Origin of the sequence: uncultured Methanospirillum sp. (assembly GCF_963668415.2) — an archaeon.
Classification (GTDB): Archaea; Halobacteriota; Methanomicrobia; order Methanomicrobiales; family Methanospirillaceae; genus Methanospirillum.
Window position 1 is genome coordinate 2,957,637 of sequence record NZ_CAXXDL010000001.1, and the last position, 26,329, is coordinate 2,983,965.

Annotated in this window: 23 protein-coding genes; 10 read left to right on the top strand and 13 right to left on the bottom strand. The window is 45.3% G+C overall.

The window, feature by feature from the left end:
- Positions 1-59: 59 nt before the first annotated feature.
- Positions 60-2,225 carry a PAS domain S-box protein gene (locus ACHZA2_RS13990; RefSeq protein WP_319580218.1) on the bottom strand — a complete coding sequence of 722 codons (2,166 nt, stop codon included), beginning with the start codon at positions 2,223-2,225 and terminating at the stop codon, positions 60-62.
- Between the two features lie 217 nt (positions 2,226-2,442).
- Here ACHZA2_RS13990 and ACHZA2_RS13995 point away from each other — a divergent pair, with 217 nt between their 5' ends.
- From ACHZA2_RS13995 to ACHZA2_RS14005, 3 genes are all read left to right on the top strand, one after another.
- Positions 2,443-2,889 (top strand): PadR family transcriptional regulator, encoded by a 447-nt coding sequence (locus ACHZA2_RS13995; RefSeq protein WP_319580219.1) that lies wholly within the window; start codon positions 2,443-2,445, stop codon positions 2,887-2,889.
- Between the two features lie 129 nt (positions 2,890-3,018).
- Entirely contained in the window at positions 3,019-4,005 is a 987-nt protein-coding gene (locus ACHZA2_RS14000; RefSeq protein ID WP_319580220.1) for an ATP-binding cassette domain-containing protein, read from the top strand.
- Positions 4,006-4,755 carry an ABC transporter permease gene (locus ACHZA2_RS14005; RefSeq protein ID WP_319580221.1) on the top strand — a complete coding sequence of 250 codons (750 nt, stop codon included), beginning with the start codon at positions 4,006-4,008 and terminating at the stop codon, positions 4,753-4,755.
- 9 nt (positions 4,756-4,764) lie between these two features.
- Here ACHZA2_RS14005 and ACHZA2_RS14010 read toward each other — a convergent pair whose 3' ends face one another.
- Positions 4,765-7,314 (bottom strand): oligosaccharyl transferase, archaeosortase A system-associated, encoded by a 2,550-nt coding sequence (locus ACHZA2_RS14010; RefSeq protein WP_319580222.1) that lies wholly within the window; start codon positions 7,312-7,314, stop codon positions 4,765-4,767.
- Between the two features lie 175 nt (positions 7,315-7,489).
- Here ACHZA2_RS14010 and ACHZA2_RS14015 point away from each other — a divergent pair, with 175 nt between their 5' ends.
- The 3 genes from ACHZA2_RS14015 to ACHZA2_RS14025 all read left to right on the top strand — a co-directional run bounded on the left by ACHZA2_RS14015 (position 7,490) and on the right by ACHZA2_RS14025 (position 13,410).
- On the top strand, positions 7,490-8,950 hold the full coding sequence (locus ACHZA2_RS14015) for an MFS transporter (RefSeq protein ID WP_319580223.1): 1,461 nt from the start codon (positions 7,490-7,492) through the stop codon (positions 8,948-8,950).
- A gap of 612 nt (positions 8,951-9,562) precedes the next feature.
- Positions 9,563-10,912, top strand: a complete 1,350-nt coding sequence (locus ACHZA2_RS14020) for a hypothetical protein (protein WP_319580224.1) — start codon at positions 9,563-9,565, stop codon at positions 10,910-10,912.
- Positions 10,913-11,178: 266 nt separating this feature from the next.
- Positions 11,179-13,410, top strand: coding sequence for a methyl-accepting chemotaxis protein (locus ACHZA2_RS14025; RefSeq protein WP_319580225.1), 2,232 nt, complete (start codon positions 11,179-11,181; stop codon positions 13,408-13,410).
- Positions 13,411-13,530: 120 nt separating this feature from the next.
- Here the strand turns inward: ACHZA2_RS14025 and ACHZA2_RS14030 are convergent, their stop codons facing one another.
- Complete coding sequence (locus tag ACHZA2_RS14030) at positions 13,531-14,016, bottom strand: TspO/MBR family protein (protein WP_319580226.1); 486 nt, start codon at positions 14,014-14,016, stop codon at positions 13,531-13,533.
- A 102-nt stretch (positions 14,017-14,118) separates the two neighbouring features.
- On the opposite strand from ACHZA2_RS14030, the gene ACHZA2_RS14035 reads away from it, so the two are divergent.
- Positions 14,119-14,691: a DJ-1/PfpI family protein gene (locus tag ACHZA2_RS14035; RefSeq protein WP_319580227.1), complete on the top strand. Its 573-nt coding sequence runs from the start codon at positions 14,119-14,121 to the stop codon at positions 14,689-14,691.
- 83 nt (positions 14,692-14,774) lie between these two features.
- Here the strand turns inward: ACHZA2_RS14035 and ACHZA2_RS14040 are convergent, their stop codons facing one another.
- From ACHZA2_RS14040 to ACHZA2_RS14075, 8 genes are all read right to left on the bottom strand, one after another.
- Complete coding sequence (locus ACHZA2_RS14040) at positions 14,775-15,281, bottom strand: IPT/TIG domain-containing protein (RefSeq protein WP_319580228.1); 507 nt, start codon at positions 15,279-15,281, stop codon at positions 14,775-14,777.
- A gap of 108 nt (positions 15,282-15,389) precedes the next feature.
- Positions 15,390-16,100 (bottom strand): ABC transporter ATP-binding protein, encoded by a 711-nt coding sequence (locus tag ACHZA2_RS14045; RefSeq protein ID WP_319580229.1) that lies wholly within the window; start codon positions 16,098-16,100, stop codon positions 15,390-15,392.
- 2 nt (positions 16,101-16,102) lie between these two features.
- Positions 16,103-17,311 (bottom strand): FtsX-like permease family protein, encoded by a 1,209-nt coding sequence (locus tag ACHZA2_RS14050; RefSeq protein WP_319580230.1) that lies wholly within the window; start codon positions 17,309-17,311, stop codon positions 16,103-16,105.
- Complete coding sequence (locus ACHZA2_RS14055; protein ID WP_319580231.1) at positions 17,308-18,525, bottom strand: hypothetical protein; 1,218 nt, start codon at positions 18,523-18,525, stop codon at positions 17,308-17,310. Before ACHZA2_RS14055 ends, ACHZA2_RS14050 begins: the two co-directional genes overlap by 4 nt.
- 119 nt (positions 18,526-18,644) lie before the next feature.
- A complete protein-coding gene (locus tag ACHZA2_RS14060; RefSeq protein ID WP_319580232.1) occupies positions 18,645-18,950 on the bottom strand; it encodes a hypothetical protein in 306 nt (101 codons plus the stop codon).
- A 45-nt stretch (positions 18,951-18,995) separates the two neighbouring features.
- Positions 18,996-19,766 (bottom strand): toast rack family protein, encoded by a 771-nt coding sequence (locus ACHZA2_RS14065; protein WP_319580233.1) that lies wholly within the window; start codon positions 19,764-19,766, stop codon positions 18,996-18,998.
- The gene (locus ACHZA2_RS14070) at positions 19,763-20,344 is read right to left on the bottom strand and encodes an HAAS signaling domain-containing protein (RefSeq protein ID WP_319580234.1); all 582 of its coding nucleotides are present in this window, start codon (positions 20,342-20,344) and stop codon (positions 19,763-19,765) included. The genes ACHZA2_RS14065 and ACHZA2_RS14070 overlap by 4 nt, the downstream gene beginning before the upstream one ends.
- Entirely contained in the window at positions 20,331-20,657 is a 327-nt protein-coding gene (locus ACHZA2_RS14075) for a PadR family transcriptional regulator (protein WP_319580235.1), read from the bottom strand. The genes ACHZA2_RS14070 and ACHZA2_RS14075 overlap by 14 nt, the downstream gene beginning before the upstream one ends.
- A gap of 235 nt (positions 20,658-20,892) precedes the next feature.
- On the opposite strand from ACHZA2_RS14075, the gene ACHZA2_RS14080 reads away from it, so the two are divergent.
- Together ACHZA2_RS14080 and ACHZA2_RS14085 are read left to right on the top strand one after the other, a co-directional pair.
- The gene (locus ACHZA2_RS14080) at positions 20,893-21,573 is read left to right on the top strand and encodes a DUF4013 domain-containing protein (RefSeq protein ID WP_319580236.1); all 681 of its coding nucleotides are present in this window, start codon (positions 20,893-20,895) and stop codon (positions 21,571-21,573) included.
- Between the two features lie 168 nt (positions 21,574-21,741).
- Positions 21,742-22,047, top strand: a complete 306-nt coding sequence (locus ACHZA2_RS14085) for a hypothetical protein (protein ID WP_319580237.1) — start codon at positions 21,742-21,744, stop codon at positions 22,045-22,047.
- Positions 22,048-22,074: 27 nt separating this feature from the next.
- Here ACHZA2_RS14085 and ACHZA2_RS14090 read toward each other — a convergent pair whose 3' ends face one another.
- Positions 22,075-22,728 (bottom strand): chemotaxis protein CheC, encoded by a 654-nt coding sequence (locus tag ACHZA2_RS14090; protein ID WP_319580238.1) that lies wholly within the window; start codon positions 22,726-22,728, stop codon positions 22,075-22,077.
- A 396-nt stretch (positions 22,729-23,124) separates the two neighbouring features.
- Between ACHZA2_RS14090 and ACHZA2_RS14095 the strand changes: the two genes are divergently transcribed.
- The gene (locus ACHZA2_RS14095; RefSeq protein ID WP_319580240.1) at positions 23,125-23,739 is read left to right on the top strand and encodes a hypothetical protein; all 615 of its coding nucleotides are present in this window, start codon (positions 23,125-23,127) and stop codon (positions 23,737-23,739) included.
- A gap of 944 nt (positions 23,740-24,683) precedes the next feature.
- Here ACHZA2_RS14095 and ACHZA2_RS14100 read toward each other — a convergent pair.
- Entirely contained in the window at positions 24,684-26,237 is a 1,554-nt protein-coding gene (locus ACHZA2_RS14100; RefSeq protein ID WP_319580241.1) for a tetratricopeptide repeat protein, read from the bottom strand.
- Between the last annotated feature and the right edge of the window lie 92 nt (positions 26,238-26,329).

Consider the following 26,329-nt stretch of genomic DNA (forward strand, 5'->3'; position numbering starts at 1 on the left):
CATTGATGGTCAATAGGGTTGGCTCACCATTTCAGAGTCAGGTATTCTGAACTATCCGATCAGATCCTGAAGTCGCATACACTGGATGAATCTTCAATCTCCTTCTTCACTTCATCAGATACATCTACCATAAAGGACGCGATCTCTCCTGACGGGAGTTTGAAGACATAGTGAGAGATCCAGGGAAAATCATCCCGGTTTCGATATTTAAGAGGAGATGAAAACTCGGGTTTCTCTGTAATCAATACCCTTCTGAGAAGGTCACGAATTTCCGGATCTGGAAGATCGGGAAACTCTTCAAATAATTTCTTCCCGATCAACTCCTCTTTTGGCATTCTGAGCAGACTTGCCGTAGCCTTGTTCACATCTTTAAGGATGTATTCATCCCCGTTATCGATGGGTTCATAGATCAAGACTCCGTTGCAGGTATTCTCAAAAAAGGAATGGTACCTGATCTCCTTGATAGCACTTGCATGAAGAGCTTCCTCAGCCCGTTTGTAGTCGGTTATATCCAGAATAAGGCCATTCCATAGCGTTTCTCCTGATAATCTGATCGGCTGGGAGACGACCCTGATATACATCTCTTCATGAGTGGATTTGATAAATTTTCCCTCAAACTCCCAGGGGGCTGTCCTTCTGATCACATCATCGATCGAATTTTTCCATCGTACCTGATCCGATGGTGCAATACACATTCCATACCGGTCGAGCCATGTGTTCAATGGCTCCGGACTGATCCCATAGACATCCTGTGACCGTTCATCAACAAAATTCATCCCCCATTCGCCGGCATCACGAGCGTAAAACTGGTACACTATTCCAGGCAGGTTACTTGCAAACCCTCTGAACCGCTGCTCGCTCTTCTTGAGTTCCTCTTCTGATCTTCTTCTATCAGTAATATCAAGAAAGATTCCATTCCATATTGTCTCATTTTTCAGTCGTATCGGTTGAGAGATACCCCGAATGTAGACACGTTCTCCCGACGGTTTGATAAAAGTCCCTTCAAAATCCCATGGAGCAATCTTCTGTATTACCTCCCTGATGGAATCGTCCCAGCGTTGTTTGTCTTCAGGATCAATGCATGATGCGAACCTGTCAAACCAGGTTTCAAGGGGATCTGTTCTTATTCCATACACACTTTCAGATCGATTATCAGCAAAATAGACGCCCCATTCCCCTGAGTCACGGGCATAAAACTGGTATGCAATCCCTGGCAGATTACTTGTAATCCCCCAGAATCGCTCCTTCAGTTCTTTTTCTGCACGCTTCTGGGCAGTAATGTCTATAAACAGAATAAAGTATTCCTGTTTGGCATTCCATCTTCTGTCGGTCACCGGAGCAAAAACTACCTGGAAATATGCGATTCCGGTTTTCCTCGTTGATGTCAGTGTAGAGATTTTTAATCGGTCAAAATTACAGGTAAGTGTAATTTCTGCATTTTTTCCTTCGCTGATAAGTTTCTCTATTGCTTCCCTGGAAGACATGATCTCAAAGAGATTGAAATTGACAATATCAGTAAACCGTGTAAGCCCCAGGATCTCAAGTGAAGCACGGTTGGCATTGAGAATTGTCCCATCAGCCTGAAAGAGAAATATCCCACTAGGGACTTCTTCAAATAGTGTTCTGATTTTTCTCTCGCTTGTTTTTAATTCATCTTCTGTCTTTTTCCAGGTTGTAATGTCCCTGAATGTTATCATGATCCCTGGTTTAGCAGTGAATGAGAGTGAAGGGAGAAAAGTAGGAACAAACTCTGTGAGAAAAAACCTGTCCTTGATCTGGTCAATAAGCAGCATCTCGTTAATGTACGTCTTTGACTCAAGGATGCGGGAAATATTTCCCTGAACCGTAGTATCATTCAGTAAGGCAAGATTAAGCCTGTTTAGCGCGGTTCCGATTACATTTTTTCCAGTACGAATATCGAATGTTGTGATGAAACTTTTATTGACCATCAGGATCTTGGGATCCGTGTCAAGAATAACCATTGCTTCTGAAAGATAATCAAAAAGGTCGTCAAAAGGAATTTTTTGCGATGAGCAATATTGTTTGGCTTTTCCAAAAGGTTTCATTATCACATGACCCTGGGTGAGAAGTACTTCCAGGTATTTTGCCACAGAACCACGGTTCATATTCAGGTCTCTGGCGATTTGTGAGGTTGAGACTGCTATAGGGTAGCGTTTTTGGAGATATTCAAGAATTAGTGAATACCGGTCTGCCGGCACACTCATAGGATAACATGGTTGTTGTCCGTGATATAACCGTATTATTATTCTGTCGGAGCCCAGGAAGAGAACATATCTTTTGATATCAGATCATTTTCAGTTTAATCGAAGGAATAATTTTTTATATCACTGCATCAAATATCGTATTGTCGATATCGAATATTCGATATCGTTTCACCACGTGATCAACATGAGAGACAATCGAGAAATAATGAGTTCATTCATGAGAAGGTTTCACCGGATTGGTCACTTACGGGGATATGGTGGTCTTAAAATTCTGGTGCTCCACCTCCTGAGTGAAGGTCCCAAAAACGGGGCTGAACTCATGGATGCTATCGACGTAATGAGTCATGGACACTGGAAACCCTCACCCGGATCTATCTATCCGTTACTCAGTAAAGCAGTCGAAGAAAATCTGTTGACAAAAAGAGAAGATCGCAAGTACGAACTTACCGATGCAGGACTAGAGGAAATTAGTATGTTTAAAACCGGATGCACAAGTAACCCTGATTCCATTGAAGGAATCCTGAGTGAGATAGACAATAATCTGTCATACCTTGAAGATCTTTCAGATGATAAACTGGCACCTCATTCAAGACTGTTACAAAACATCAGTCAAAAAATTAGCAGGATCAATGAGACTGTAAAATCTACAGGAAAAGAGGCCTGATATCACAATCTGGTTCTCTCAAAAATCAGGTGTTGACTGATCATGTGTCCGATACTTGTTCATGTCAAACTGATTAAGCAGCACCAGATATTCCGAAATATAATCACCTCCTATCCACAGGAAACAATAATGACAACCGCTATTGTGGTAAAAGACCTGACTAAAAAATTCAACGATCTCGTTGCGGTAAATCAGATCTCATTTGAGATACAGCAGGGAGAGATATTCGGCCTTCTTGGCCCAAACGGCGCCGGAAAAACAACAACACTATCCATGCTTGCAACCATGCAGAAACCTACATCAGGTTATGCAAAAGTCCAGGGAAAAGATATCGAAAAGGACGAAGATGGAGTCAGAAAATCTATCGGCATCGTATTTCAGGATCAGAGCCTGGATGAGGAACTTACCGCTGCCGAAAACATGGACTTTCATGGACGACTCTACCGGATTCCTCCTCAAATCAGAAGAGAACGGATAGATGAACTGCTTCACCTGGTCGAATTAGATGAGCGAAAAAATGACATCGTGAAGACATTCTCCGGTGGCATGAGACGAAGGCTTGAGATTGCAAGGGGTCTGCTTCATCATCCGTCCGTCCTGTTCCTTGACGAACCGACCCTGGGTCTTGATCCGCAGACACGAAATCATCTCTGGGAGTATATCGCAACGTTGAGCAAAGAGAAGAACATCTCCATCATTCTTACAACTCATTACATGGAAGAAGCAGACCGGCTCTGTGACCGGATTGCAATCATCGACAACGGAACAATCATTGCACTCGATACCCCTGAGAACCTGAAGAATGGAATCGGCGGGGATATCATAACGATAACAACACCAGAGTTCGAAAAAGCCTCAAAACTCCTTGATGAACCCTGGATAAACCGCCTTGATGTCTATAATGACGAGGTTAGAATAAGCCTGCAGAATGCAGAGCAACATATCAGCGAGATCATCACCATCCTGAATCAGCACCAGATTCCGATAGCATCAGTATCAATTCACAAACCAACTCTTGAGGATGTCTTCCTCTCGTACACCGGGAAAAAGATCCGTGAAGAAGAGGGCGACAAGAAAGAGATGATGCGAAGACATCTCCGGATGAGGAGGCACTAAATGGATATTATCTATACGATCTGGCTTCGGAACATGATTCGGTACATGCGATCCAAGAGCCGGATAATCGGAAGCATCAGTATGCCTCTGTTCTTCCTGCTCTTTTTAGGATTTGGTCTGAATTCTGTTGTGAATATCCCCGGATTTGGTGAGAATTATATCCAGTTCCTGATACCCGGAATGGTTGCAATGAGTGTCCTGTTCACCTCAGTATTCTCCGGGATCCAGATAATCTGGGACAAGCAGTTTGGATTTTTAAAAGAGACACTCGTTGCCCCGGTAACGAGACTTGAGATCATGCTTGGTCAGACCTTTGGTGGTGCAACAACTGCGGTCATTCAGGGTATTATGATCATGGTCATCTCGCTCTTTGTGGGACTGAAGGTTCAGAGTGTCCTGGGATTTCTGATTGCACTCGGGTTTATGGTGTTAATCGGTATATCCTTTACCGCGTTTGGTATTGCAATCGCATCCCGGATGGAGGATATGACCGGGTTTCAACTCATCATGAACTTTGTAATATTCCCGATATTCGGCCTTTCAGGAGCATTGTTCCCGATAAGTTCGCTTCCATCCTGGCTATCGCCAATAACCATGTTTGATCCACTCACATACGGGGTTGAAGGGATCAGGTATGGCCTGACCGGGGTAAGTCAGATAAGTCCGGTAGTAAGCCTTGCTGTTATCGGCGGATTTGCCTGTGCCATGACAGTTATCGGAACATTCCTGTTCAAAAAGATCTCAATCTGATTTAAAAAATTAGGAGATATTCTCTCCATTTTGAACCTGCTCCTCGGACACAACGTACTCCTTTCCTGTCTGGACGTTTTTATAGGGTCCAAGTGTCTGAACATCTCCTACCTTTGCATCGGTCGGGTACGGAAGAGTGAACGATCCGTTGATGCTCTCCTGCCGGTAAGTGAATGTTCTTCCGGTGTTTGTCTTGACCGGGATCTCAAGTATACCATCCCCTGCAAGATGTGCACCTGAAACGTACTCAAAGATCTTCACATACCTGACATCAGGCAGTTCATCAGGAGACGCCCGGGTTGGTGACTCATGGATCAGCCTGAAATGATTCAGGGCAGGAACTGTTGAGAGCGGTGATGTGTACACATAATTCACGAGAGTTGAATTGTACTGCCGGCCTGGATTGTTCTGATCATTCTTCAGAAACTCCACTCCAAGCTGATATGGAACCTCTGAGCCGTTCATGATCAATGGATTGCTGGTATGCGAGTGACTTGGGTCCGCGTACTGTATGTAATGTACTTTTCCCGGTTCCTGCATTGATCCATCAAAGTTATGGAGACGTGAGACCATGGTCCGGTAATATGGCTCCATGAAGAATGGAATGTTCTGGCCGATGTTCGGGTTATCCGGATCAGGAAGAATAAACGAATGCATATATGGATCTGCTCCAACATCAGGGTTATCCCAGGTGGTCATGGCCGGGAACTTTCCGGTGTCTATTTCGTAATCGGTCATCACGTATCTGGTGTGAAGTCTGTCAAGAATTCCTGATGCCACTGACTCATTGGTAGTGATAAAGAACCGTGCTGCACCATCATCTCCGGAAACTCCGAACTGGAATGGGTTTGCATTTGGTAATCTGTCTCCGAGTTCGAGGATGATGTGTCCGTAATCCCACCATGACATAACTCCATAGGATTCTGAAGGCTGGTGGAACGAGTTCTCATCGTATATCTTGTAGAAGTCAAGACCTGTATCTGGGGTGTTATTCTCAAGCCATGAACATGCTTCCCACCAGTCAGTGTTCAGTTGAAAAATTCCGAGTGACTGGTCATCGGCAATGGCATTCATCGAGAAGAGAATACTCAGAATTGCTACGATGGCAAGCAAAACAACCCCGGTTCCTCTTTTGACTCCTGTGTTGTGATGAGGACTGCCCTGGACCTTTTTTGATTCTGATTTTGGTGAGTGTTTCTTCTGCTCCTGTTCTGCCGGTCCTTTTGTTAGTTTTCCGGGACCAATTGCCAGATTGATTGTGGTTCCTACTGTAATGCCGGATAGTATAGCCACTGGAACAGCCAGGTAATACTCGTACCTAATGTGTTCACATGTTGCAAATAGAATCAGCCCGGTCCAGATCATCAGGAAAATATATGCTGGATTTGTATCCTTCCAGAATTTCCTGAGTAAAATAAGGATCCCCGCGGCAAGCAGGAACAGGCTGAAGTTGAAGGTATGCCATGCATCAAAAAACGTCCATTGCCTGGCCTCCAGAATTGTTTTCCAGTGAATGTCTTCTCCGAAAAATGCGTTTGCATTCTGAAGGAAGTATGTGAACATTGAGGGAAAGAGCAGGGCAAACAATACAATTCCAAGGACGGTAACTCCAACTATTGCAAGAACATAGGAGATGAATGATTTATTGCGCAGGTAATATGAGAACCCGAAGAGGAGCCATGTTCCAAGAATAATGAGGCCATATGCAATCGGATGTCCGGTTGAATAAAAGTCCATTCCGAGCTGGGATGTGTTTACGCCAATCGAATAAAATCCGAGGATTGCTATGATGAAGGTGGTTGTATTGATGACCAGAGCTGATGCCCCGAGATGGTTATTATGCCGCTGGATCATGAACCAGATCGGTGTAATGATGGCAACAATGAGTGCGAAAACCAGCATCGTCGGCATTATCGCGAGGCCGAGAACATAGGTAATCCCGCAGAGTATTCCGATCAGTATCGGGATCTTCCATGTGCTTTTGTCATCTATCTGAACCGGGCTTTTTCTGCAATAAACCAGTGCAAACAGGTAACACAGGCAGAATACTGAACTGAACAGGACTTCTCCGATATGGTGGTCAAAGTATCCATAGTATGACCTGAAGAAGTACTGACCCGGAACAATGGTCATGAAGAACGCAGCAGCAACTCCACTCTTCCAGTCAGATACCAGTTTAACCGTAGCATACGTGACCGGGATCATGAGTGCAGCCATGATACCAGGTATGAACAGGCAGACCGAAGCAATGTCTACCCGGGTTGTTGCACCGACAAGGATACACGCAGCTGCAGATATGAGCGTAAACAGGGGTCCCCAATGCTGCGGCTGACCTTGTGGATAATAGGTCATCGGGTCAAACCATGCATAGTGTGGGAAATTTGCAACGGTCTGCTCAACCATTCGCAGGTTGTACATGGGATCATCCATGGCTACATTCGAGATTACGTTGAGATTTGATACAAATCCCGGCCACATTCGGATGTAAAATGCAATGATCGTTAAGGCAAGGAGTGATAATCCGATGATTATTCCCTTGCGGGTGAAATTATACTGCATGCTGTATCTCCGCTTCTGCTACAGTATATGACTCGCCATAGCCGATATTATGATATGGTCAGGTTGGTAGGTGGTTTCACCTCCACGTTCGCAGCCTCATGGATCAATATATGGTGGGCAGAACCCTGTCCGGACTAAAATAAAATATACTGCATACATCTTTAACGAATAAGGGATGTTTTTCCGAAATTATCGCAATATTCAGATACGGTTTTCCGGGAAAGTCTTACGGCCAGATTATTCTGAATGGGCCATAGTATTCGTCACCGCAATCGCCTCCTTCATCAGTGCTTTTGATATGAGTGTGGTGAACATTGTTCTCCCCGTTATTTCAAAATCAATGAATGCTTCGGTCGGGGATGTCTCATTATCAGTGACCGTGTACCTCCTTGTCCTCTCAGGCCTGATCCTGTCACTGGGGCGTATCGGGGATTTTATTGGGTTTAAAAAGATATTTCTGATTGGATTTGTGATATTTGCGATAGGTTCCCTGTTATGTGGTTTTTCTTTCAGTATTCAGTTTCTTATTATCTCCAGAATCATTCAGGCAATCGGAGGAGCCATGTTTACTGCAGTTGGCCCTGCGATCATCACAACTGCTATCCCAAAACAAAAGAGAGGGAAGTCTCTTGGGTTTCAGGTCTCTCTGAGTGCCCTTGGTTTTGCGACCGGCCCAGGGATTGGTGGATTATGTTCAGAGTTTCTGGGATGGAGATGGATCTTTTTTCTTAATATTCCCATAGTCATTCTTGGTATCTACTTTGGAAGAAAATATCTGCCTGATATTACGAAGAACGTGGGCCTGAGGCACTTTGACCTGTTCGGGATGATGGCAAGTTTTGTATGTATCGCCTCACTCCTCCTGGGTTTCTCATTGTATCAGGTTCCTGGGACTTCTGATTCGACTCTTCTTCTCTGTTTCGTGGTTGGATGTATCGCGTTGTGTGCTTTTATCATATCAGAAAAGCGATCAAAGCATCCCTTGATCTATCCTGGAATTTTTAGAAACAAGAATTTCACCCTTGGGGTCATCTCCTGTATTGTTGTCATGGCCCTGTTTTCAGGTGTGACATATCTTCTCCCATATTACCTGATAGGGTTCAGGAAACTTGATCCGATCCTTTCAGGGCTGATTATGACTGCTCCTGCAGTAATGTCAATAATTGTTGCCCCGATCTCCGGCTGGCTGGCAGATATAAACGGAAGTCGAATGGTCTCTATCGGATGTATCATCATCACTATCATTGCATTCTTCCTCTTCAGCACGCTTAATGATACTACAGGTATCCTGGTAATTGTCGTTTATTTGATCATCATGCGGTTTTCAACCACTGCATTTTCCAGCCCGAATGGAAGGCTGATTATGTCATCCTGTCCGCAAGGTGCAGAAGGAAATGCCTCAGGTATTTTGATGACTGCCAGATATGCTGGTATGAATGCTGGTATAGCCCTGTTTCAGACGATCTTTGCGGTCAGGATGTACATAGAAGGTGTTCCCCGTGACGGAACTCCCCTGGTTGGGAGGATTACTCATGCTATGTCATTGACGGGGTATCAGACCGTGTACCTTGTGGCTATGGTATTAGCGGCCCTTACACTGATTCTGGTTCTTTACACCCGGGATGAAACACAATAATATCCGATTTTTTGAACTGGATGGATGTTCTTTACAGGAGTGCGGCTATGAATACGCGTAATATCTTCCATAATTTCCTCTTTTGTTCATAATGAAACCTGGTTTTAGATGTAATGTTAGTGTCTCCGTCTTCTCATTTCATAAAAAAATCAGATCTGTATACTCTGGTCGGCAAGGTAGCAGTGGTTATGAGCCGGGTGGAAGCAATCCACCAAATAATTTAACGCTATCCGTAAATTTGGCACAGATATGTTTGCTATTACCACTCCGGGCGGCGAATCTGGGATCACAGAGATATAAGAACACCTGATAGTTGGCAGAGAAGATGACTATGCACCTGAAAATTGCCGCCCAAGTACATTAAAAATTAATTAAATTATTTAATTTTTAATTTAAAGCCTCAATTTCTTATAAATTCAGGGAGGGCGACCACCGTTCAAATCACGGTTCTTGCTCCTTTCTCCCGCCCTTCCACCCGAAGATATAGTATTTCATGAATATCTTTTTGCGTTGAATCTGTAAACCCAGGCAACAAAGTGGTCAATAACATATATCTCCTCATGCGAAAGAGTTACAGAACACTACTGCTTGCTCATCTCCTGCTGAAAATTTATGAAACCGATGGTTTGTATCTGCTGCATCGATCAGGCTTGTCTGCGGGTTCCTGTAATACTCCTCATACTTTTGTTTCTGACCGTTCCTGTTCCTGCTGTAGGAATCGAAACTCCTGAAACTTCATCTCACTCCATCGGTATCGAGTACCCTAATATCATTACGCCGGAGATGTCGTGGCATAAATGTCTGAATACACCCCTCATCGGGTCGTCGTATATTGTCCAGCAGACAAGCGACGGGGGATATCTGATGTTTGGGAGATCAGAATCCAAAAATGCTACCCAGGATGAGAACAGGCAGGATCCGGGGTACTGGATAGTAAAACTGAACCCTGGTGGTGATATTGTATGGCAGAAGATATACCGGGGAAGAGACCGCACGGATTCGATGGCAGTTTATCAGTCGTATTCCTGCGGGTATGACTCCGGGGGGATATCCGGAACGGATGCTGAGAATGCAATCGGAAACATGAGCACGGACAGATCCTGGGTTGCGAAATTCACACATGATGGTGATATCTCCTGGAAGAAGGACCTTGGTTCTGCATTTCATGCGGAGATACACAGTATTCAGCAGACCGGTGACGCAGGATACATCATTGCAGGGAACACCGGATTGCCTGGAGGAGATGGTTCCGGTGGTCGTGCGGATCGTGATTACTGGATCGGAAAAATGTCACCCTCCGGAGAAATCACCTGGAAGAAGACGTTTGGTGGCACAAAGGATGACCTTGGTTATTGCATCAGACAGACTATCGATGGCGGATATATCGTAGTTGGGGCTTCAGCATCTGATGATGGAGATGTAACTGGAAATCATGGTGATTTTGATTACTGGGTTGTTAAGCTAACCCCAAACCTGGAGATCTCGTGGCAAAAAAGTCTCGGTGGATCGAAGAATGATACTCCATCCTTTGTTCAGCAATTATCTGATGGCGGGTATATTATTGCCGGAGCATCAGCATCGAACGATGGTGATGTAACCGGAAACCATGGAGATCTCGATTACTGGCTCGTCAAACTTACTCCGGGTGGTGAACTCTCGTGGCAGAAGAGCTACGGAGGAAAGGCTGATGATGAAGTTCCCTGTATCAGACAGACCCGGGATGGTGGATACATTGTGGTTGGGCAGTCGGAGTCACGTGATGGTGATGTGACCGGGAATCATGGGAATTATGATTACTGGGTCATCAAACTGGCAACTGATGGAGCCCTGAAGTGGGAGAAGTGTTTCGGTGGGAACAGGTATGATGCCGGACAGAGTGTTGTTCAGACAAGTGACGGGGGATTTGTAGTAGCAGGAATTTCTTCTTCACATGATGGAGACCTTACCGGGATAACCGGTTGATATCTGAAATTGTTTCTCCTGATTAACGGCTCATATCTTCCAGTCTGCGCTCTAAAATATCCATTGGCGCCAATAAAAGAAGATTTAAGTGCTCTTTATTCCTGAAAATTAATAATTTTCTGATCTCAAATATTTTATTTTATTTCCGGATATGCGGGTTAAAAAAAGTCAGGCTCAAAACTGGTGCCTATTTATCTTATCAAAGAATACACACCACTGAACAGGATCTCCTGATTTTTTACTTCTCTCATTATCTGGTGGAAATAATGCAGTTTAAACGACGTCTTATCCTTATGATGCTTGGAATATCAGTAATTCCTTTACTCATCATCGGCTCTATCGGGATATTCAGTCTCTTGTCGGTGAGTGGAACTATTGACACCAAGGTCAACGAGATTGGAAACGGGTCTATCACTTCTTCAACAGGAGCATTGCAGAAACTTGCAGAAGAAAATGCTATACAAAATACGCAGTCTATTGCAAAGGAGTTGGAAGTTTATCTCGCCGACCATCCTGATAAAACATGGCAGGATCTCTTTAAAGATCCGGCTTTCAGGGCAATAGCAGTGCAGCCGGTGGGCTCACAGGGGTATAGTCTTCTTGGGGACCCGGTAGGATTCAAAAACCTGATGCACTCCTCCAAAACAAAGGAAGGAGTTTCGTACGAGACATATAAGGTAGATCAGCCAGAACTCTATGAAATTGTTTCCAAAATGAAAAGTGGATCTCCGGTTACCGGATATTACAAGTCAAAGGAGGCAGATGGCTCATATCGCGACAAGTTTATCAGTTATTATCCGGTAAACCTGACGACAAAAGACGGGGTCCGGCTGGTTACCGGTATAGCGGTTTACATTGATGAGTTCCTGTTGCCGGCCAAGACTCTTGAGGAGAAATTACGGACTGAAAATAAGAGTCTTGTCGATGATCTTGCCAATTCAACGAGACAGGCGATAATTCTCATCTCCCTTATCGCAATACTCACTATCATTGCGGTCATCTTCATCGGTCTTGCCTTTTCACGACAGACCACAGCACCACTGGAAAAGACTGCGAGGATGATCAGCGAGATGGGGAGAGGTCACCTTACAGAACGGCTCAATCTTGACAGGGATGATGAGATCGGGATTTTGGGGAGGGAAATGGATGCATTTTCCGACAACCTTCAGAATACTGTTGTCTCTGCCCTCAAAAAGATTGCATCAGGTGATCTTTCTGTTACAGTTGAACCCAAGGATGAGAATGATGAGATCTCACATGCTCTTATCCAGTTGATCACCTCTCTATCCGGTATCACCGGTGAGATCAGAATGTTGATTCAGGACGCCGAGAACGGCCAACTGGAAAAACGTGGCAATGCTTCCAAGTTCATTGGAGCATACAGGGAGATCATTATTGGCATCAATAATATGCTTGATGCGATCACTACTCCTCTCAATGAAGCTCTTCGCGTTTCAGAACAGTTTTCTCAGGCTACGTTTTCAGCCCGGTTTGATGAATCAGTAGAGACAAGAGGCGATCTGATCGCTCTTAAGGATGGACTGAACACGATCGGAGTTGAACTCTCATTAGCCATCAAAGAAGTCTCTGAACAGGTGAGTTCTCTTACTGCCTCATCTGAAGAGGCTGCAGCAAGTATTGAGGAGGTAACAGCAGGTGCATCATCTATTGCCCAGAGTTCATCGGTGGTAAGTTCCAATGCCGAAAACAGTGTTCATGCCGTTGAGCAGGTTCTTGAGGCAATGGAGGAACTGAACCGGTCAGTTGCATCTGTTGCAGCAAAGGTTGAGTCGGTCAGTAATCTCACCCTGGATGCCAATGCAACATCTGTGAAAGGAGTTGAGAAGGCTGCAGTTGCAGAAGGTGGAATAAAGGCTATTAATGCTGCAGTATCTGATGTTGGAACTATTATTACCGAGATCAGAGATCAGATGATTGAGATTGGAAAGATCGTTGATATCATCAGCAATATTGCAGACCAGACTAATTTACTTGCATTGAATGCAGCAATTGAGGCTGCACGGGCAGGGGAAGCTGGAATGGGATTTGCCGTTGTGGCAAATGAAGTAAAGACTCTTGCACAGGAATCCCAGGGCTCGGCAGAGAACATTGCACGGATCATCGGTTCCCTGCAGAAACAGTCAAACCGTGCTGCAACGGCAATGAACCAGGCAAATACCGAGGTATCAAGAGGTTCAGTAGCTATTAGTGATACAATTCAGTTCTTTAACGAGATTGCAGTTCAGATAGAAGAGATCTCCAAGAACATGACCGAAGTGGCAGCGTTATCTGAGGAAGAGACTGCAACAGTGCAGGAGATCACCTCAAGTGTCTCAGAAGTAAAAAGCATGTCAGTGGAGACTGCAAAAGAAGCAATCAGTTCAGCCTCGGCTTCAGAGGAGTCAGCCTCTGCACTCAATCAGATATCAACAATAATTAACGATCTCTCTGTGATTGCAACTCGTATTGATGAGTCTATGTCAAGACTTAATCACTAATTTTTTTGCTTGTATTCTGTTGGAATGTAATTCTCCTCATTTTCCTGAAAAAGGGAGCGATTATATTTGTTTACAAAAAGGGCAAGAGACATTGTCCTTTCATCATAGCCAATCATCCTCCTAGTTCAGGAGGATGATTGCAGTATTCAGAACCGTAGCGCAACAAGTCCAGCAGAAATATGGAATGAGAAGGTAGGCTGCAGGTTTTGAAACACGTTTGAATCTTTGAATTGTAAGAGCAATGAGGCCAAGAAGGATGATAATTACCACAAATCCCATTAATGGAGATTTGAGACCGAAGAAAGCGATCGACCATAGGAAATTAAGTGCTAACTGAGCGGCAAAACATATCGCCCCGTCTTTTACCTCATCATCATCAAATCCGTCTTTGATGATGAGCCAGAGAGACACACCCATCATGCAATAGAGTATTGTCCATACCGGTGCGAACACCCAGTTTGGAGGAGTAAACCACGGCTTTGTGAGTGTGGAATACCAGACTGGTATTGAAGCGGTTGTAATAACTGATCCAACAGCACCGACAAGGAGTGGAAGGACAATACATCCAATCAAAAGTAAAAGTGAACGAAATGAAAATTTTTTCATAATTTACATTGGGGCTGTGCTATATTATCTTTGGTTCAATATTTTCAGGTAATGATTTTGCTTTTTACGGCCTATCACATTAATACACGCTGGATCTGATGTATGAAGGTAGCATTTATTCTCTATGATCAGGTTACACTCCTGGATTTTGCCGGGCTTTATGATCCGATCACTCGTTTGAAAACCATGGGTTTTTGCCCAGATTTAGAATATGTAGTTTCGTCCCGCACAAAACAGGTTAGATCATCAGAAGGTCTTGTTCTGATTCCCAATGAAACCTGCACCGATTTCAAATCATACGACTATGTTCTCATACCCGGTGGAGACGGGGTTAAGGACCTGATGAAGAGTCCTGAGTACCTCGGTTGGATCTCCTCTGCTGGTCCGGATACAACCATTGCAGCTCTGTGTGGTGGGGTTCTTCTCCTCGGGGCCGCCGGGCTTCTTCGTGACAAAAAGGCGACAACCCACCCGGCCATGCAGGAAGTACTGAAACATTTTGCCCGTGAAGTTCTGGCAGATAGAATTGTTCACGATGGCAGGATCATTACGGCAGGAGGGGTGACCGCTGCAGTAGATCTTGGCCTCTATATTACAGAACAGATTGCCGGTTGCGAGGTCAGAAAGAGTATCCAGAAGCAGATGGATTATCCGTATTATCCGGATATGGGATAACTCCCGAACGGTACGTTTGATAATTCGTATCTCAATGCCAGTCTGAATCCGAAAAAAGTATGTGGATCCCGTAAGGGATCAGATTATTCTTTAAGAGTAAACTTTACAGTTGAAGTGCTTTCCTTTCCGTTCTGCTTGACGACCACATTCCAGTCACCTGCTGGAACACCGGTTGGAATCTTGAATGTTCCAGTGATAAGAGAACTTGATGTGACTACGTTCTTTGCTGCTTCGATGGTCTTGGTCTTGTTCTTGACTTCGGTCTCAAGGTATACTTTGGCTGTCTTGTCAAAGTCAGAGCCGGTCAGGTTGAATCCGACTTTTTCTCCAAGGCTGCCTGAGCTTGGAGTAATTGAGACGACCTTTGGTTCTACCAGAACTTTTGCTTTAGGTGTAGCGTTGACGGTCTGGGTTTTTGTGACCTTATCAGAGCTCGTTGCATTGCCTGTGGTTACAGCGGTAGTGGTGCTCTTTACAACTTTAGTAGTATTAGTTGCGTTACCTGCCGGAGTGGTTGTTGCTGCTGATACTACTGAGAAGATGAGACAGCAGGATAATACTGCTGCGATAATGAACATTTTTCGATCCATATGAACCACTTCATGTTGCATCTGTCTCTTTAATATCATTATTATCGAACGAAAAGAAATCCACAATGCTTCTGATCGCAAAAAAAGATGAATCGCAACAACCGGCTCCTATGAAGCCGGAATGCTGCTCCGCTGTTTTTGTGTCGGTGGTCCATCAGAGATAACTCTCCCGTCACGCAGAATGATAACCCGGTCAAAGTATTCCATGTGCCACTCTTCATGAGAGACCATCACGATCGTCTGATGCAGTTCATGATTGATCTGTCTGAAGAGATCAAGCACGTTTCTCGAGCTTTCCGTATCCAGGTTTGCACACGGTTCGTCTGCAAACAGGATTTCAGGTCTGTTCACTACTGCCCGTGCAATAGAGACTCTCTGCTGCTGACCACCGGAAAGTTCACTCTGCAAGGCATTGGAGCGGTGAATCAATCCGACTCTGGTCAGGATCTCTTTTGTCTGGGCGATATACTCCTTCTCGCTGGTACCTCTGACCATGGAGGTGAGATAGACATTCTCCTCCACGGTAAGTTCAGGCATCAGGGCATAATCCTGGAACACATACCCGAGCCGTTTCAGCCTGAACCTGGACTTCTGCTGTTCGGTGAGAGTGGACACGTCAACGCCACCGATTACAATCTTCCCGCTTGTCGGGGTGTCGAGAAGTCCTATCATGTGGAGAAGCGTTGACTTCCCAGATCCAGATGCTCCCATGATCCCGACAAATTCACCTTTGCTGATCGAGAGGGTTACACTCTTGAGTGCGTCAACGCTCACCTTTCCCATCTCGTATATCTTGGAGAGGTCCGTTATCTCGATCATGATCAGGCCCGCATTGCAGTCATTATGTCCTCGCTTGCCACACGCCATGCTGGTATGTACCCGGCAATAGCTGCTGCAATGAAGAGCAGGATTGTGTTTGTAATGAGATCTGAAGCGCTGGCATAGGGGGTGACATCGCCGTCAGGGAATTGGATCGGATACAGTGTAAGGAGTCCGACCATTCCCTCAACAATACAGACTCCAAGGATGGTACCGGCAGTCGTGAGCAGGAGAACCTGGAAGAGGTAGTTGTTGATGATGATACTCTTCTCAACACCAATTGCCTTGAGGACACCGATCTGGCGACGACTGTTCAAAGTCTTGATCATGATGACGATAAAGAGAACCACGATAGCGATGACGAGACTGACGATAACGGTAACACTGTTGATGATCGAAAAACTCTGAATTGCCCTTCCGAATGCTTCTTCAAGGAGATCCTGCCATGTCTTCACCTTTTCCTGGACACCGAACCTGAGGATCGTCTGCTTCACCTGTGCTTCAGGAAGATCAGGCGATGTTTTTATGATAAGCCCGGTGGAATCGTCAATCGGGTGACCAAGTACACTCTCCATCTCGTTCCAGGTGACAAAGACATCCATGTCTGCCTGATATGAACGGGTCTCAAAGATCCCTTTTACCCGGTATTCACGGGTTACCCCGTTTGTATATTCGATGGTGACCGGATCTCCGGTCCTTACATATCCGAGTGATGCACCCATGTCCTCGTTCTTGTCTTTGTGACCCGCAGTCTGGATACCGATGATCACCTCTCCTGTCTCTCCGTCAGAGAGATAGTCTCCCTCCTTCATCTTCTTCCAGGTACCGGTGACCATACGTTCATCATCAGGGCGAACAGCAGTGACAGTTCCTCCGATCCGGTTTCCTTCATTTTTCAGTGTCGCTCCCATCGAGTAATGAGCAGAAGCTCTGATGACTCCGGGAATCCGATTCAATTTATCGAGAAGACTGCTCACATCCTCAATGTACTGCTCATTATCTTTTGTTCCGACAAGAATGTTACCGGTCTGGTACTCGATGATTGATCGCTCCGAATTCTTGATAACCCCCATGATGATAGAGGACATGAAGATCATGTTTGTAAAGACCATCGCGATGATAAGGATGGAGAGGTAGAGACTTCCTCTGCTTCCCCGTGATAATCCCCGGATAGCGAGGAAGAATGATACCTTCAGGTGCTGCAGGCTCATGCCATCTCGTCCGGGTTATTCTTCCTGCGCCAGTACCAGAAGACTCCGGCACCGATAATGACCAGGATGATAACACCTAGTATTGTTGTACCGGAATCCTCGGATCCCGGAATGCCCTGTGAGAGATCACGGGTGAATGAGTGCTCTCCCCAGTCATCGGTCCATTTGATCGTAGCCTTGTAGTTGTAATCCCCTGCTGGTGCTCCCTCAAGAATGAAGGTTGCCGGGGCATCGTTTCCAGGTTTTATCTTCCCGACAAAGGCCTCTTTTGTCCCGCCTATTGGCAGATCAATCTTTGCCGATACAGCCTTTGCATCACCTGTTCCGGTGTTCTGCACCCGTATCATCAGATCGAATGCCTCTTTCTGTGAGACTCTGCTCGGAGTGGTCTCAACAGCGGTGATTCCTAGTTCGGCATCTCCCCTGACATCGATTCCAATACTTCCGAGTTGTTCTACAGATGTGCCATCAATCTGGGCATATTTCATTCTGACCGGGACTTCCACAAGTCCTGCCTGGATATTCTTATCGACAAGCAGGGAGAGATCACGGGTCACAGCCTCGCCTGGTGCAAGGTGTTCTATCTGGAAGGAACTGATTCCTGATGCAATAACAGACGGAGGCGTTCCGTTTACCATTACCTGGATGTTGTCAGCCTGGCTTGAACCTTCATTTTTGATTGTGACATTACCATCTATCTTCGTTCCCGGCTTGACCATAGATGGGAATGAGTTCTCAAGTGAGAGTGTCGGTGTCCGAAGCACCGAGAGCTGGGTGCCGACATTGACCGGAATCGGGTATTTCAGGCTCTGACCATCTCTTACTCTGATCCATACCTCCGGGAAATACAGGCCGGTTTTCTGGGGTGCCTGAATGTAGAATGTTACTGGTATTGCCTGATCAGGTCCGATATTTCCTTCAAATTTAGAGTCTGTACTGAGGAGATCAATATCTTTGCTCTTGAATGTGACAGAGTCGATGAATGGAATCACCGGTGAGCTGAGTGAAGTCGTATCACTCCCTGATGTGACTGAACTTGTTTTTGTTCCTGATGTTACCGATTTTAGTGTAACAGTAAGTGTTCCTTTCTCTCCCGGTGTAAGAACTGTAGGCATAACTTTGTAATCCTGGATGATCACCGATGGTGCCTGGGTTGTGTCACCTGCGGCTGAAGCGGGCAGATTGATAAGTATCAGCCCAAACAGGATAAACAAAGCGAATTTCCATGATATGGTACAGTGATTTGAATTTTTTCTGATCATAGATCTCTGACAGGTACTTGACTTGTGATGGTCGATTCTCGTTTCTGATGGGGTTGGATGATACAGCATGACTACATGCCCTTCTCCCGGATTGGTAATCTTTTCATATCTTCGTACATGTTCAATATCGTTACTACCCCTTCGTGCAGGAGGAAAACGCCGCAGATTAGATTCAGCACATGAGAGGCGTCAAGAATCCAGTTAGCAGCTGCAAGCCCGAACAGCACCAGGGCAGCGGTGATATGTACGAATGCCTTGAATGAGAGGAACCGTATGTCCCTCTTAATTTCGGGCCTGTACAGGGGATAAGTCCAGGCAAAGGTCAGGAGTATGAGCAGGATTATCAGTACTCCTGCTTTGACTGCCGGATCGGTCATGTATCCTCCTTTATGAGACTATGGGAGAGCATATCCTCCAGATATTCAGGATTCATGTACTACCTTCATGGTGAGATCTCCAATTCCCTGGTTTACAGAAAGTGAGATGCCCGGTGACTGACGATCCTGAACGGTATGGTAATACGTGCCTTTCTCTCCTTCAAGCCCTAATATGCTTCTGCTCCCGATGCCGTTCTCAACATGAGTTGCAATTGAGGCATATGCCGGAAGAAGAATTGTCATGCTTCCTATCCCCTCATCGATAGATCCCATAAGGTGTGTCCCTTTCCACTGGGTGAGATCGAGGATGAGATCGCCGGTACTCTGCTTGATTGAGAGGTCGGTCAGATTCGCATCTCCTGGCTGTATTCGAAGATCCCCTGCATTCATCGTGATCGAGAGTGAAGTCGGCACCTTCTGCCCAAGGGCAAGATTCCACTGATCCTCTTTTGATATGGGATCAAGCCACATGGATGACTCCTGTTTCATGTTCAGATGACCGACCTCATCCATAGATGTGTACGAGATATCTGGTCCTTTCTGGGCATGCACTCCTGATATGTTCCCTGACATGAGACTGGTAAGGTGATCTTCAGAGATGTTGATGCTCCCGGAGTCCATCTCCAAGGCTACGATTGCATGATTGATCGTTCCCGATTCAATTTCAACCGGAGTAACAGCGGATTGGTATTTTGATCTGTAAGAATTTCCTTCAAGACCTGCGATAATCGCTCCGATAGCGAAGGATACTACTGATATGATGAGCAGCCAGATGATAATCTGCCTGAGTGGTGGAACTCTGATTCCAGTGTTCATAACGTCTCCTTCCCTGAAATTACTTCAATATTCCACCGAAGGTATCTGATCGTCTGGCGGTAGCAGATCCTTGTCAACCAATAATCAAGTGCGATCATGAGAAGGCCTGCTGAAGTAAGCCCAATCCCAAAGAATAATGCTGCCAGAGGTGGTGTATCCAGTTGCATTGGCAGAACCCCGATAAGGATCAGGACAGCATATCCTGCCAGAAATGGCCCGGCACATGTGATTGAGAATCCAATGATCAGGATGAGTACAATCATGAATACAAGGATCAGGAACGGGAGAAATACCACAAACAGGTTGAACAGCCCGAGACCAACTGTTGCAAGAACAGCCCTGCCAATACCTCTGGCTGACGGGCTCTCTTCGGCACGGTTTACGAGAGAGACTGCTGCGTACTCTTTTCCAATTGATCTGGGATCCCCAAGAGCCGATGCTATCTCAGCTTCGGTTCTCCCTTCCGTGATCCCAATCCTGAAGTGCTCATCATAATCTGCAAGGATCTCTTCCTGTTCATCCTCGGGGAGGGCTCGTATCGCCTGCCTGAGTTGTGATAAGTACTCATCCTTCTGCATGACTCACCCCTTCCACCAGGCCGTTTACTGCCACGATGAACTCCTGCCATTCGGCAACAAGTTCATCTCTGATTATCCCGCCCTTTGCTGTGAGAGAGTAATACTTCCGTGCCGGACCTTCTGCAGACTCCTGAAGGTATGTAACCACATTCCCCTCGTCTCGAAGGCGCCTGAGCAGCGGATAAATACTCCCTTCTGATATCTCGAACCGATGCGAGATATCCTGGACCAGTTCATATCCATACCGATCTTTTTCACCAAGTAACACCAGCACACACATCTCCAGAACGCCTTTCTTAAATTGCGCGTTCATCGGTTCCTCCCTTCAGGCGCTTCCCCGAAGAACGGCTTTTTGGTTTCATAATTCTGATTAGTGACAGGTTCCATCGTTTTGGTAGTATCTTGCATTGCAAGATAGTGAATAATCCTTGTACTTACTGATATTAAATGATTTGTGGGCTTAATTTCGCAATCTTCTTCCAAATTTTCCAGTTCATGATAGAATATCATTAAATGCCAGTCATACAAACTTCGGATGGTAGAGTATTATGGATATCGGATCAGCAATTCGGGACTCAGTCGATTATACGAAAGAGTCGGTATGGCAACAGTGGAAACGGTGGATTCTTCTAACCATTATGTCGATCATCTTCCCACTCATTATGGGATACACGTTGGAGATCTATCGGGGAAGGACTCCTCCACCAGAGGTAGAGAACTTTGGAAAACTCTTTGTGAATGGTCTGAAGTACCTCGTGGCAATATGTGTGTATTTTATTCCGGTCCTCATTGTTGGGGTCGTTTCATTCATGGCTATTGGTGTGAGTATCTTCTCCAAAATTGCTGAAGGTGGTGAATTCCATTTCAATATTCACGATCTTGCACCTTACATCCTCCCGATAATCGGGAGTGGGCTTTTGGTATTCATCCTGGGAATTATTACCGTTCTCATCTCATCCATTGGGATCATACGGATGGCACGAACAGAATCGTTCATGGAAGCATTCAATTTCTCAGCAATTCTGCAGACCATTCGTGGGATTGGATGGGGTTCATACCTTCTTGCTTCAGTTGTTCTCTGGGTCATAAGTTTTGTTATGGGCATTGCCTTCAATCTCATCACAGAAATTCCATATCTCGGGTTTATCATCATGTTCTTTGTCTCGGTTGTCTTCACCATCTTTGAAGCACGGTACCTGACTCTCGTGTACGAGAGTGGCAACCAGTAACCCTTTTTTTATTGGCCGGGATAAAGGAGAAGATGTGCAGTCTTCCCCGGGTTAAGGTTCTTACAACGTGTACTGATGATCGGGAAAGACGGCATGAGAATTTTCCCACGATTGACGTGTAGCTCAATCTACGACAAATGCTTTTGTCTCTCCGTTCAAAAACTGTGTATGGAACAACAACAAACCGACCGGGTTCTTTTGATCGTCGGTATGCTTCTCATAATTGCTGTCATCGGCTGGATCGTAGCCGGTGCCATCATTCCAACAAAAATGTCTGATTCCTCAAAAGGTCAGAAAAAGTTTACTTCAACGGGAAAGGCTACTTTAGACTCTCCATGCTGTAAAAATAATAATCAGATCTCTGCCGGATGTCAGTCTGGCGGAACAGCTGGGTGCCAGGGACAGAACCAGGGCTGCCAAAAGGCATGTTCCCGGTCAGGATCCCCCTCATGCGGGCGATCTACCCAGTTCTGATGCTACGGGTTTCGGAGATTTCTGCCCTTATCCCGTATTTTCTGCCCTGACTTTTCTGAACCGATCCAGGAGTTCTTTCAGGAGAGCCCTGCTCGGAAGCAGGAACAGTTCTGCATCGATCTCCTGTTCCGCACACCTCATCTCGGTTTTGAAGAAGAGAACCTGATCTGCGTTGTCTTCGACCTCATGGGTAGCAATGATCGATTCAAGGACAGCATGAGCCATATCGATGGCCATGGATGGCGGTGATGGAAGCAGTATGATAGAGAGCAGGGTTGCACAGGCATCAAGGTATGATGACATCATGATGTTGCCGATCTCATGAAGCATGCTCTGGTCCATCTCGTCGATCTCCCGGTCGTCTTCTGGCTGGCCAAGCATGATATGGGAGAGTCTGAGAATCGACGGTTTAGGTACATGCAGAACCAGTGACCCTCCTGCAGAGACCTGACCTTTTATCTGAAAGATGACCATCGCTGCGATGGTGTCATCAATATGTTCCTGGAGGTTGCTCAGGTTCACCACCAGGATTGATGGGAGTCTGATGGTCACCTTCTGGTTCAGCAGGGTTGAGAGTGCTGCAGCCGCATTCTGTGCTCCTGCATTCCCAAGTTCCCATATCTCTTCTGATTGCTCTTTTGAAAGAAGGATACTTCCGTCAGTTGATACTTCTGAGGTCATGTATATTCCTGCCTCTGTGTCTCCAGACTACCTATGTTGTATTCTGTGAAGTTCGTATCTGATCAGGTCGGCTCTTTATGCGTTCACCCGGTTATGTAAATGATTCCCTCACGCATAACATTAGTATATATATGCATGTAACCGGTGCAGGCATACGTCGTATTTTTTTCTCATCTCCCAATCAAAAATCCTTTTGACAGATTCAATCTCCCTTCTGGTTGTTGCCGGGTGTCATCAGGAGCACCCGACTGTATCACACAGGCGATCCAGGATGCGACTATGCCACTTGACAAAACATCACGCGAGATGGCACGGTTTACCACCGCTGATCCTCCTATAAGATTTCAACCCGGTACGAACAGAAGGAGTTTACTCACCAGATGACAAGTAAGATCCATGATATTTCACTCCTTCCTGATCCGGCGACCCGACTCTTTCAGTTTTCTTCACCATAGTTCACCCCTTCTGCTCCTGTTCCTTCTCCTTGCGCTCTGTTCATATGGTGTCATTGCTGATTCCTGGCAACCATCAGAGGCCAGATCCTGGGTCAAGGTCGATACTCCCGTGGGATGGAGTGTCTCCGTGGATGCCAATGAGACCGCCAAACCAGACGATGTAACGCTCAAGGCTGTATCTCCTGATACGAACTCCCGGCTTATCTACATTCTTGCCCGTACTCCCGAACCTCTGACTATCAATGAGATCCAGCAGTTTCAGAGTAGTTATATGAGTAAACTCGGGTTCAGGATCTGCAAAACCAAGGATCCGATCAAGGATGAGAGTGCAGATCACTCAGCCTATCGCCAGACCTATGTTCGGGGAATCGATGATGCCGCCGTGATCGGAACGGTAACATATCCGGGATGGGGTGTGGCACATTATATCCTGGTTATGCAAGGTCCGGATGCAGTGGCAAAGTATTACGAGTCGATTCCTCCACAGGTCGCAGAACATATCAGACCGGTGACTAACGCGGAAAGCACAGATGGTGTGACGACCCAGACTTCCTGATTGTTATTTCCCTGGATCTCCTTTTACTGCCGAGATCACCGGTCTGGTATGCCCTCATGAGATACCGCTGCTGTGCAGATCCCGGCTTCATGTTTGATGGTGCCGCGTTATCAGCCTTCCATGTATTTTTTCATCTTCCGGAGGGTTTAGCTGATGTGAGAAAAAATATCGTTGCAACCGGTTGCAACATTCTCTCCATCATTCTTTCTTATATCTGGTGGGAAACCGGAGAAACTGGTTTCATGATCCCAACCTCTGAAACCAGGTGCAACGAGTAGTCCGGGGCAGATATTGCAATCAGGGTTCAGGTCCTTTTTTGAAAAAAATTCCTCTTTGAAAAAGGTCTGGTTTCATGTGAAACTGTGACATATTTGTTTCCTCATGATCCTTTATACGGTGTTTCACACAACTCATGTATGTCACAGGGAGATCAGCCAGCTCGGATAAACCTATCACCTGTCTGTCCATCCCAGACAGGATACATCACAGAGTCATACCACAATGTCCTCCTACATCCGTGCCGTATAACTTCATATACACCACCTCCTGTCCGGGCCTGACTGGTGCCTCCCTTTGAAAAATAATTACGCAATGGATTGATCCTCCATTGCCCTGACGTTTGTCAGACCGGATCGCATCTGTGATCCTTTTTCTCCTTCTACCAGAGATAAAAAATCTGGTTATGCCTTATGAGGTATTTGTTGTAAATTTTTTGTTACTATTCAGTTATATGCTAAATCTGACTGGATCTCCAAATTTTCAAACTGATAATTATGAGGATAATTTGGCATCCATAGATCCCCTTCTACTACCTGTACTAAACCTTCAATAATAGAAAGATGATTTTTCTGCAATGTGGATACATAACTCCGATTTTATGAAAAAGCCATTGCTCCCTCATTATAAAACCTTCGGGGTTTTGGATGGTTCATGGAAATAATTCCTCATGATTCCTGACTCTTCACCTCATTTCTGTCTTTATTTCTCTCGTATGACATATTTCCAGGTTCAAGCATCAGAGCATTCTCGTAACAATCATGTGCAGCCTGATATTCTTTGAGTCGAGTAAGACAGATGCCATATGCATTCCATGCACGATGATTCATCCGATCCTCCACAACAATCTGATGAAAGATCTCCGCTGCCTTTACGAAGTCTTCCTGTTGATACAGTTTTATCCCTTCTTGAAATCGATTATGATTTCCATCGGGGAGTTGTGGTTTTTTTGTACCGGTTTTTTGAAGTGGAGTGGTGTTTCCCCCATTGACTTGGATACCCATTCTCGTCACACGTTCCGTCGGGTAACGTTGCTTACGACGCCAATACAGCATGAATCCGATGAGAATGACAAGTAATAATACACCGATCTGAAGACTATTATTCGAAACTCCCGGAAGTAGATCTGGTTCTTCACCTGGCAGTAGAAGATCGGTCATATTCATTACAGAAGCAGAGGAAATATTGACCTGTGTCTCTGTGGAGATTATCCGTCCATCAGCATCCTTAAAACTGGTAACTAGAGGGACCTCACTACAGTTTAAAGGAGCCGTAAAGGTTACTTCAAAGTTTGAAAACTCTGAAGCTTTCAGTATCCCGACCCCGTATTCTTTATTTGGAAAAACTGGCTCAGCAGGGTTTTTAGAGGTAACTGTGACACCATTAGCGGTTTCAAGCCCGGAGTTCGATACATCTCCCTTAACTCTGATATGCTCCCCGGTTGATGTAATATCGACATTGGATATAAAGAGATTTGCCTCTTTTTTATTTTTTCCGATTGTTAAGGGGAGCGTGCATGATGTATTATGGATATTTATCCCATTTTTATACTCCACAGCGAAATCGATTGGTCCTTCACCATGAGGAGTTACATTAAATGGAACCTCCCTGACCTCTCCGGGAGTGAGGGTCCCGATGATATATGATGCAGGAAATACCTCGTGAGGACCTGAATGGGGAACGATAATGATACCAGTTAACTCATTATCTCTTCGGTTTCCAACGTGAAGAATAATCTTCTCCTTTTTATCATCTGCCCACGTATTTGGTTTTTCGAAGATTGATGCATCAAGCGGGATATCCTGAACTTCTACTTTGAACGGATATCTAAGGAAGTAGGTTCCTCTAAATTCCGTAGAGAAAACCGGATAATAGATACCGTTCTTATCTCCAGCCTTTAGTGTATAAGTAAACGACATGGAATTCGATGGTCCGATAGAACCTACTTTTCCGTACTTACTGGAGAGAATATGTATATCTTCAGAACTAATAGACGCGCTGTTAATTCCGACACCGGTGTCTGTTCCTGTATTGGTAAGGAGTATAGTGACAGTTGCCTGGTCACCAGGCATGAGGACAGCAGGGTTTATGGTGCAGTTGCTGACTTGGATATGCTGTGCAGCGATCGTATTCTCAAAGAATGGATCTGGTGATGTACTGTTAGATGTTACAGGGGAAGAAAAAAGAATCCCGCAAATAACAAAGAAAAACAGGATGTTCATGAATTTATTTCTGATGAATACTGGATATTCCATTTTATCTGGAATTGAGTTGTCTCTCATATTATACCTTCAACATACATTTAATATTCAAA

Excerpts from the sequence above, each read along its gene's own strand:
- ACHZA2_RS13990 (WP_319580218.1), bottom strand. The coding sequence starts at position 2,225 with ATGAGTGTGCCGGCAGACCGGTATTCACTAATTCTTGAATATCTCCAA.
- ACHZA2_RS13995 (WP_319580219.1), top strand. The coding sequence starts at position 2,443 with ATGAGAAGGTTTCACCGGATTGGTCACTTACGGGGATATGGTGGTCTT.
- ACHZA2_RS14000 (WP_319580220.1), top strand. The coding sequence starts at position 3,019 with ATGACAACCGCTATTGTGGTAAAAGACCTGACTAAAAAATTCAACGAT.
- ACHZA2_RS14005 (WP_319580221.1), top strand. The coding sequence starts at position 4,006 with ATGGATATTATCTATACGATCTGGCTTCGGAACATGATTCGGTACATG.
- ACHZA2_RS14010 (WP_319580222.1), bottom strand. The coding sequence starts at position 7,314 with ATGCAGTATAATTTCACCCGCAAGGGAATAATCATCGGATTATCACTC.
- ACHZA2_RS14015 (WP_319580223.1), top strand. The coding sequence starts at position 7,490 with ATGTTTTTCCGAAATTATCGCAATATTCAGATACGGTTTTCCGGGAAA.
- ACHZA2_RS14020 (WP_319580224.1), top strand. The coding sequence starts at position 9,563 with ATGAAACCGATGGTTTGTATCTGCTGCATCGATCAGGCTTGTCTGCGG.
- ACHZA2_RS14025 (WP_319580225.1), top strand. The coding sequence starts at position 11,179 with ATGCAGTTTAAACGACGTCTTATCCTTATGATGCTTGGAATATCAGTA.
- ACHZA2_RS14030 (WP_319580226.1), bottom strand. The coding sequence starts at position 14,016 with ATGAAAAAATTTTCATTTCGTTCACTTTTACTTTTGATTGGATGTATT.
- ACHZA2_RS14035 (WP_319580227.1), top strand. The coding sequence starts at position 14,119 with ATGAAGGTAGCATTTATTCTCTATGATCAGGTTACACTCCTGGATTTT.
- ACHZA2_RS14040 (WP_319580228.1), bottom strand. The coding sequence starts at position 15,281 with ATGGATCGAAAAATGTTCATTATCGCAGCAGTATTATCCTGCTGTCTC.
- ACHZA2_RS14045 (WP_319580229.1), bottom strand. The coding sequence starts at position 16,100 with ATGATCGAGATAACGGACCTCTCCAAGATATACGAGATGGGAAAGGTG.
- ACHZA2_RS14050 (WP_319580230.1), bottom strand. The coding sequence starts at position 17,311 with ATGAGCCTGCAGCACCTGAAGGTATCATTCTTCCTCGCTATCCGGGGA.
- ACHZA2_RS14060 (WP_319580232.1), bottom strand. The coding sequence starts at position 18,950 with ATGACCGATCCGGCAGTCAAAGCAGGAGTACTGATAATCCTGCTCATA.
- ACHZA2_RS14065 (WP_319580233.1), bottom strand. The coding sequence starts at position 19,766 with ATGAACACTGGAATCAGAGTTCCACCACTCAGGCAGATTATCATCTGG.
- ACHZA2_RS14070 (WP_319580234.1), bottom strand. The coding sequence starts at position 20,344 with ATGCAGAAGGATGAGTACTTATCACAACTCAGGCAGGCGATACGAGCC.
- ACHZA2_RS14075 (WP_319580235.1), bottom strand. The coding sequence starts at position 20,657 with ATGAACGCGCAATTTAAGAAAGGCGTTCTGGAGATGTGTGTGCTGGTG.
- ACHZA2_RS14080 (WP_319580236.1), top strand. The coding sequence starts at position 20,893 with ATGGATATCGGATCAGCAATTCGGGACTCAGTCGATTATACGAAAGAG.
- ACHZA2_RS14085 (WP_319580237.1), top strand. The coding sequence starts at position 21,742 with ATGGAACAACAACAAACCGACCGGGTTCTTTTGATCGTCGGTATGCTT.
- ACHZA2_RS14090 (WP_319580238.1), bottom strand. The coding sequence starts at position 22,728 with ATGACCTCAGAAGTATCAACTGACGGAAGTATCCTTCTTTCAAAAGAG.
- ACHZA2_RS14095 (WP_319580240.1), top strand. The coding sequence starts at position 23,125 with ATGATATTTCACTCCTTCCTGATCCGGCGACCCGACTCTTTCAGTTTT.
- ACHZA2_RS14100 (WP_319580241.1), bottom strand. The coding sequence starts at position 26,237 with ATGAACATCCTGTTTTTCTTTGTTATTTGCGGGATTCTTTTTTCTTCC.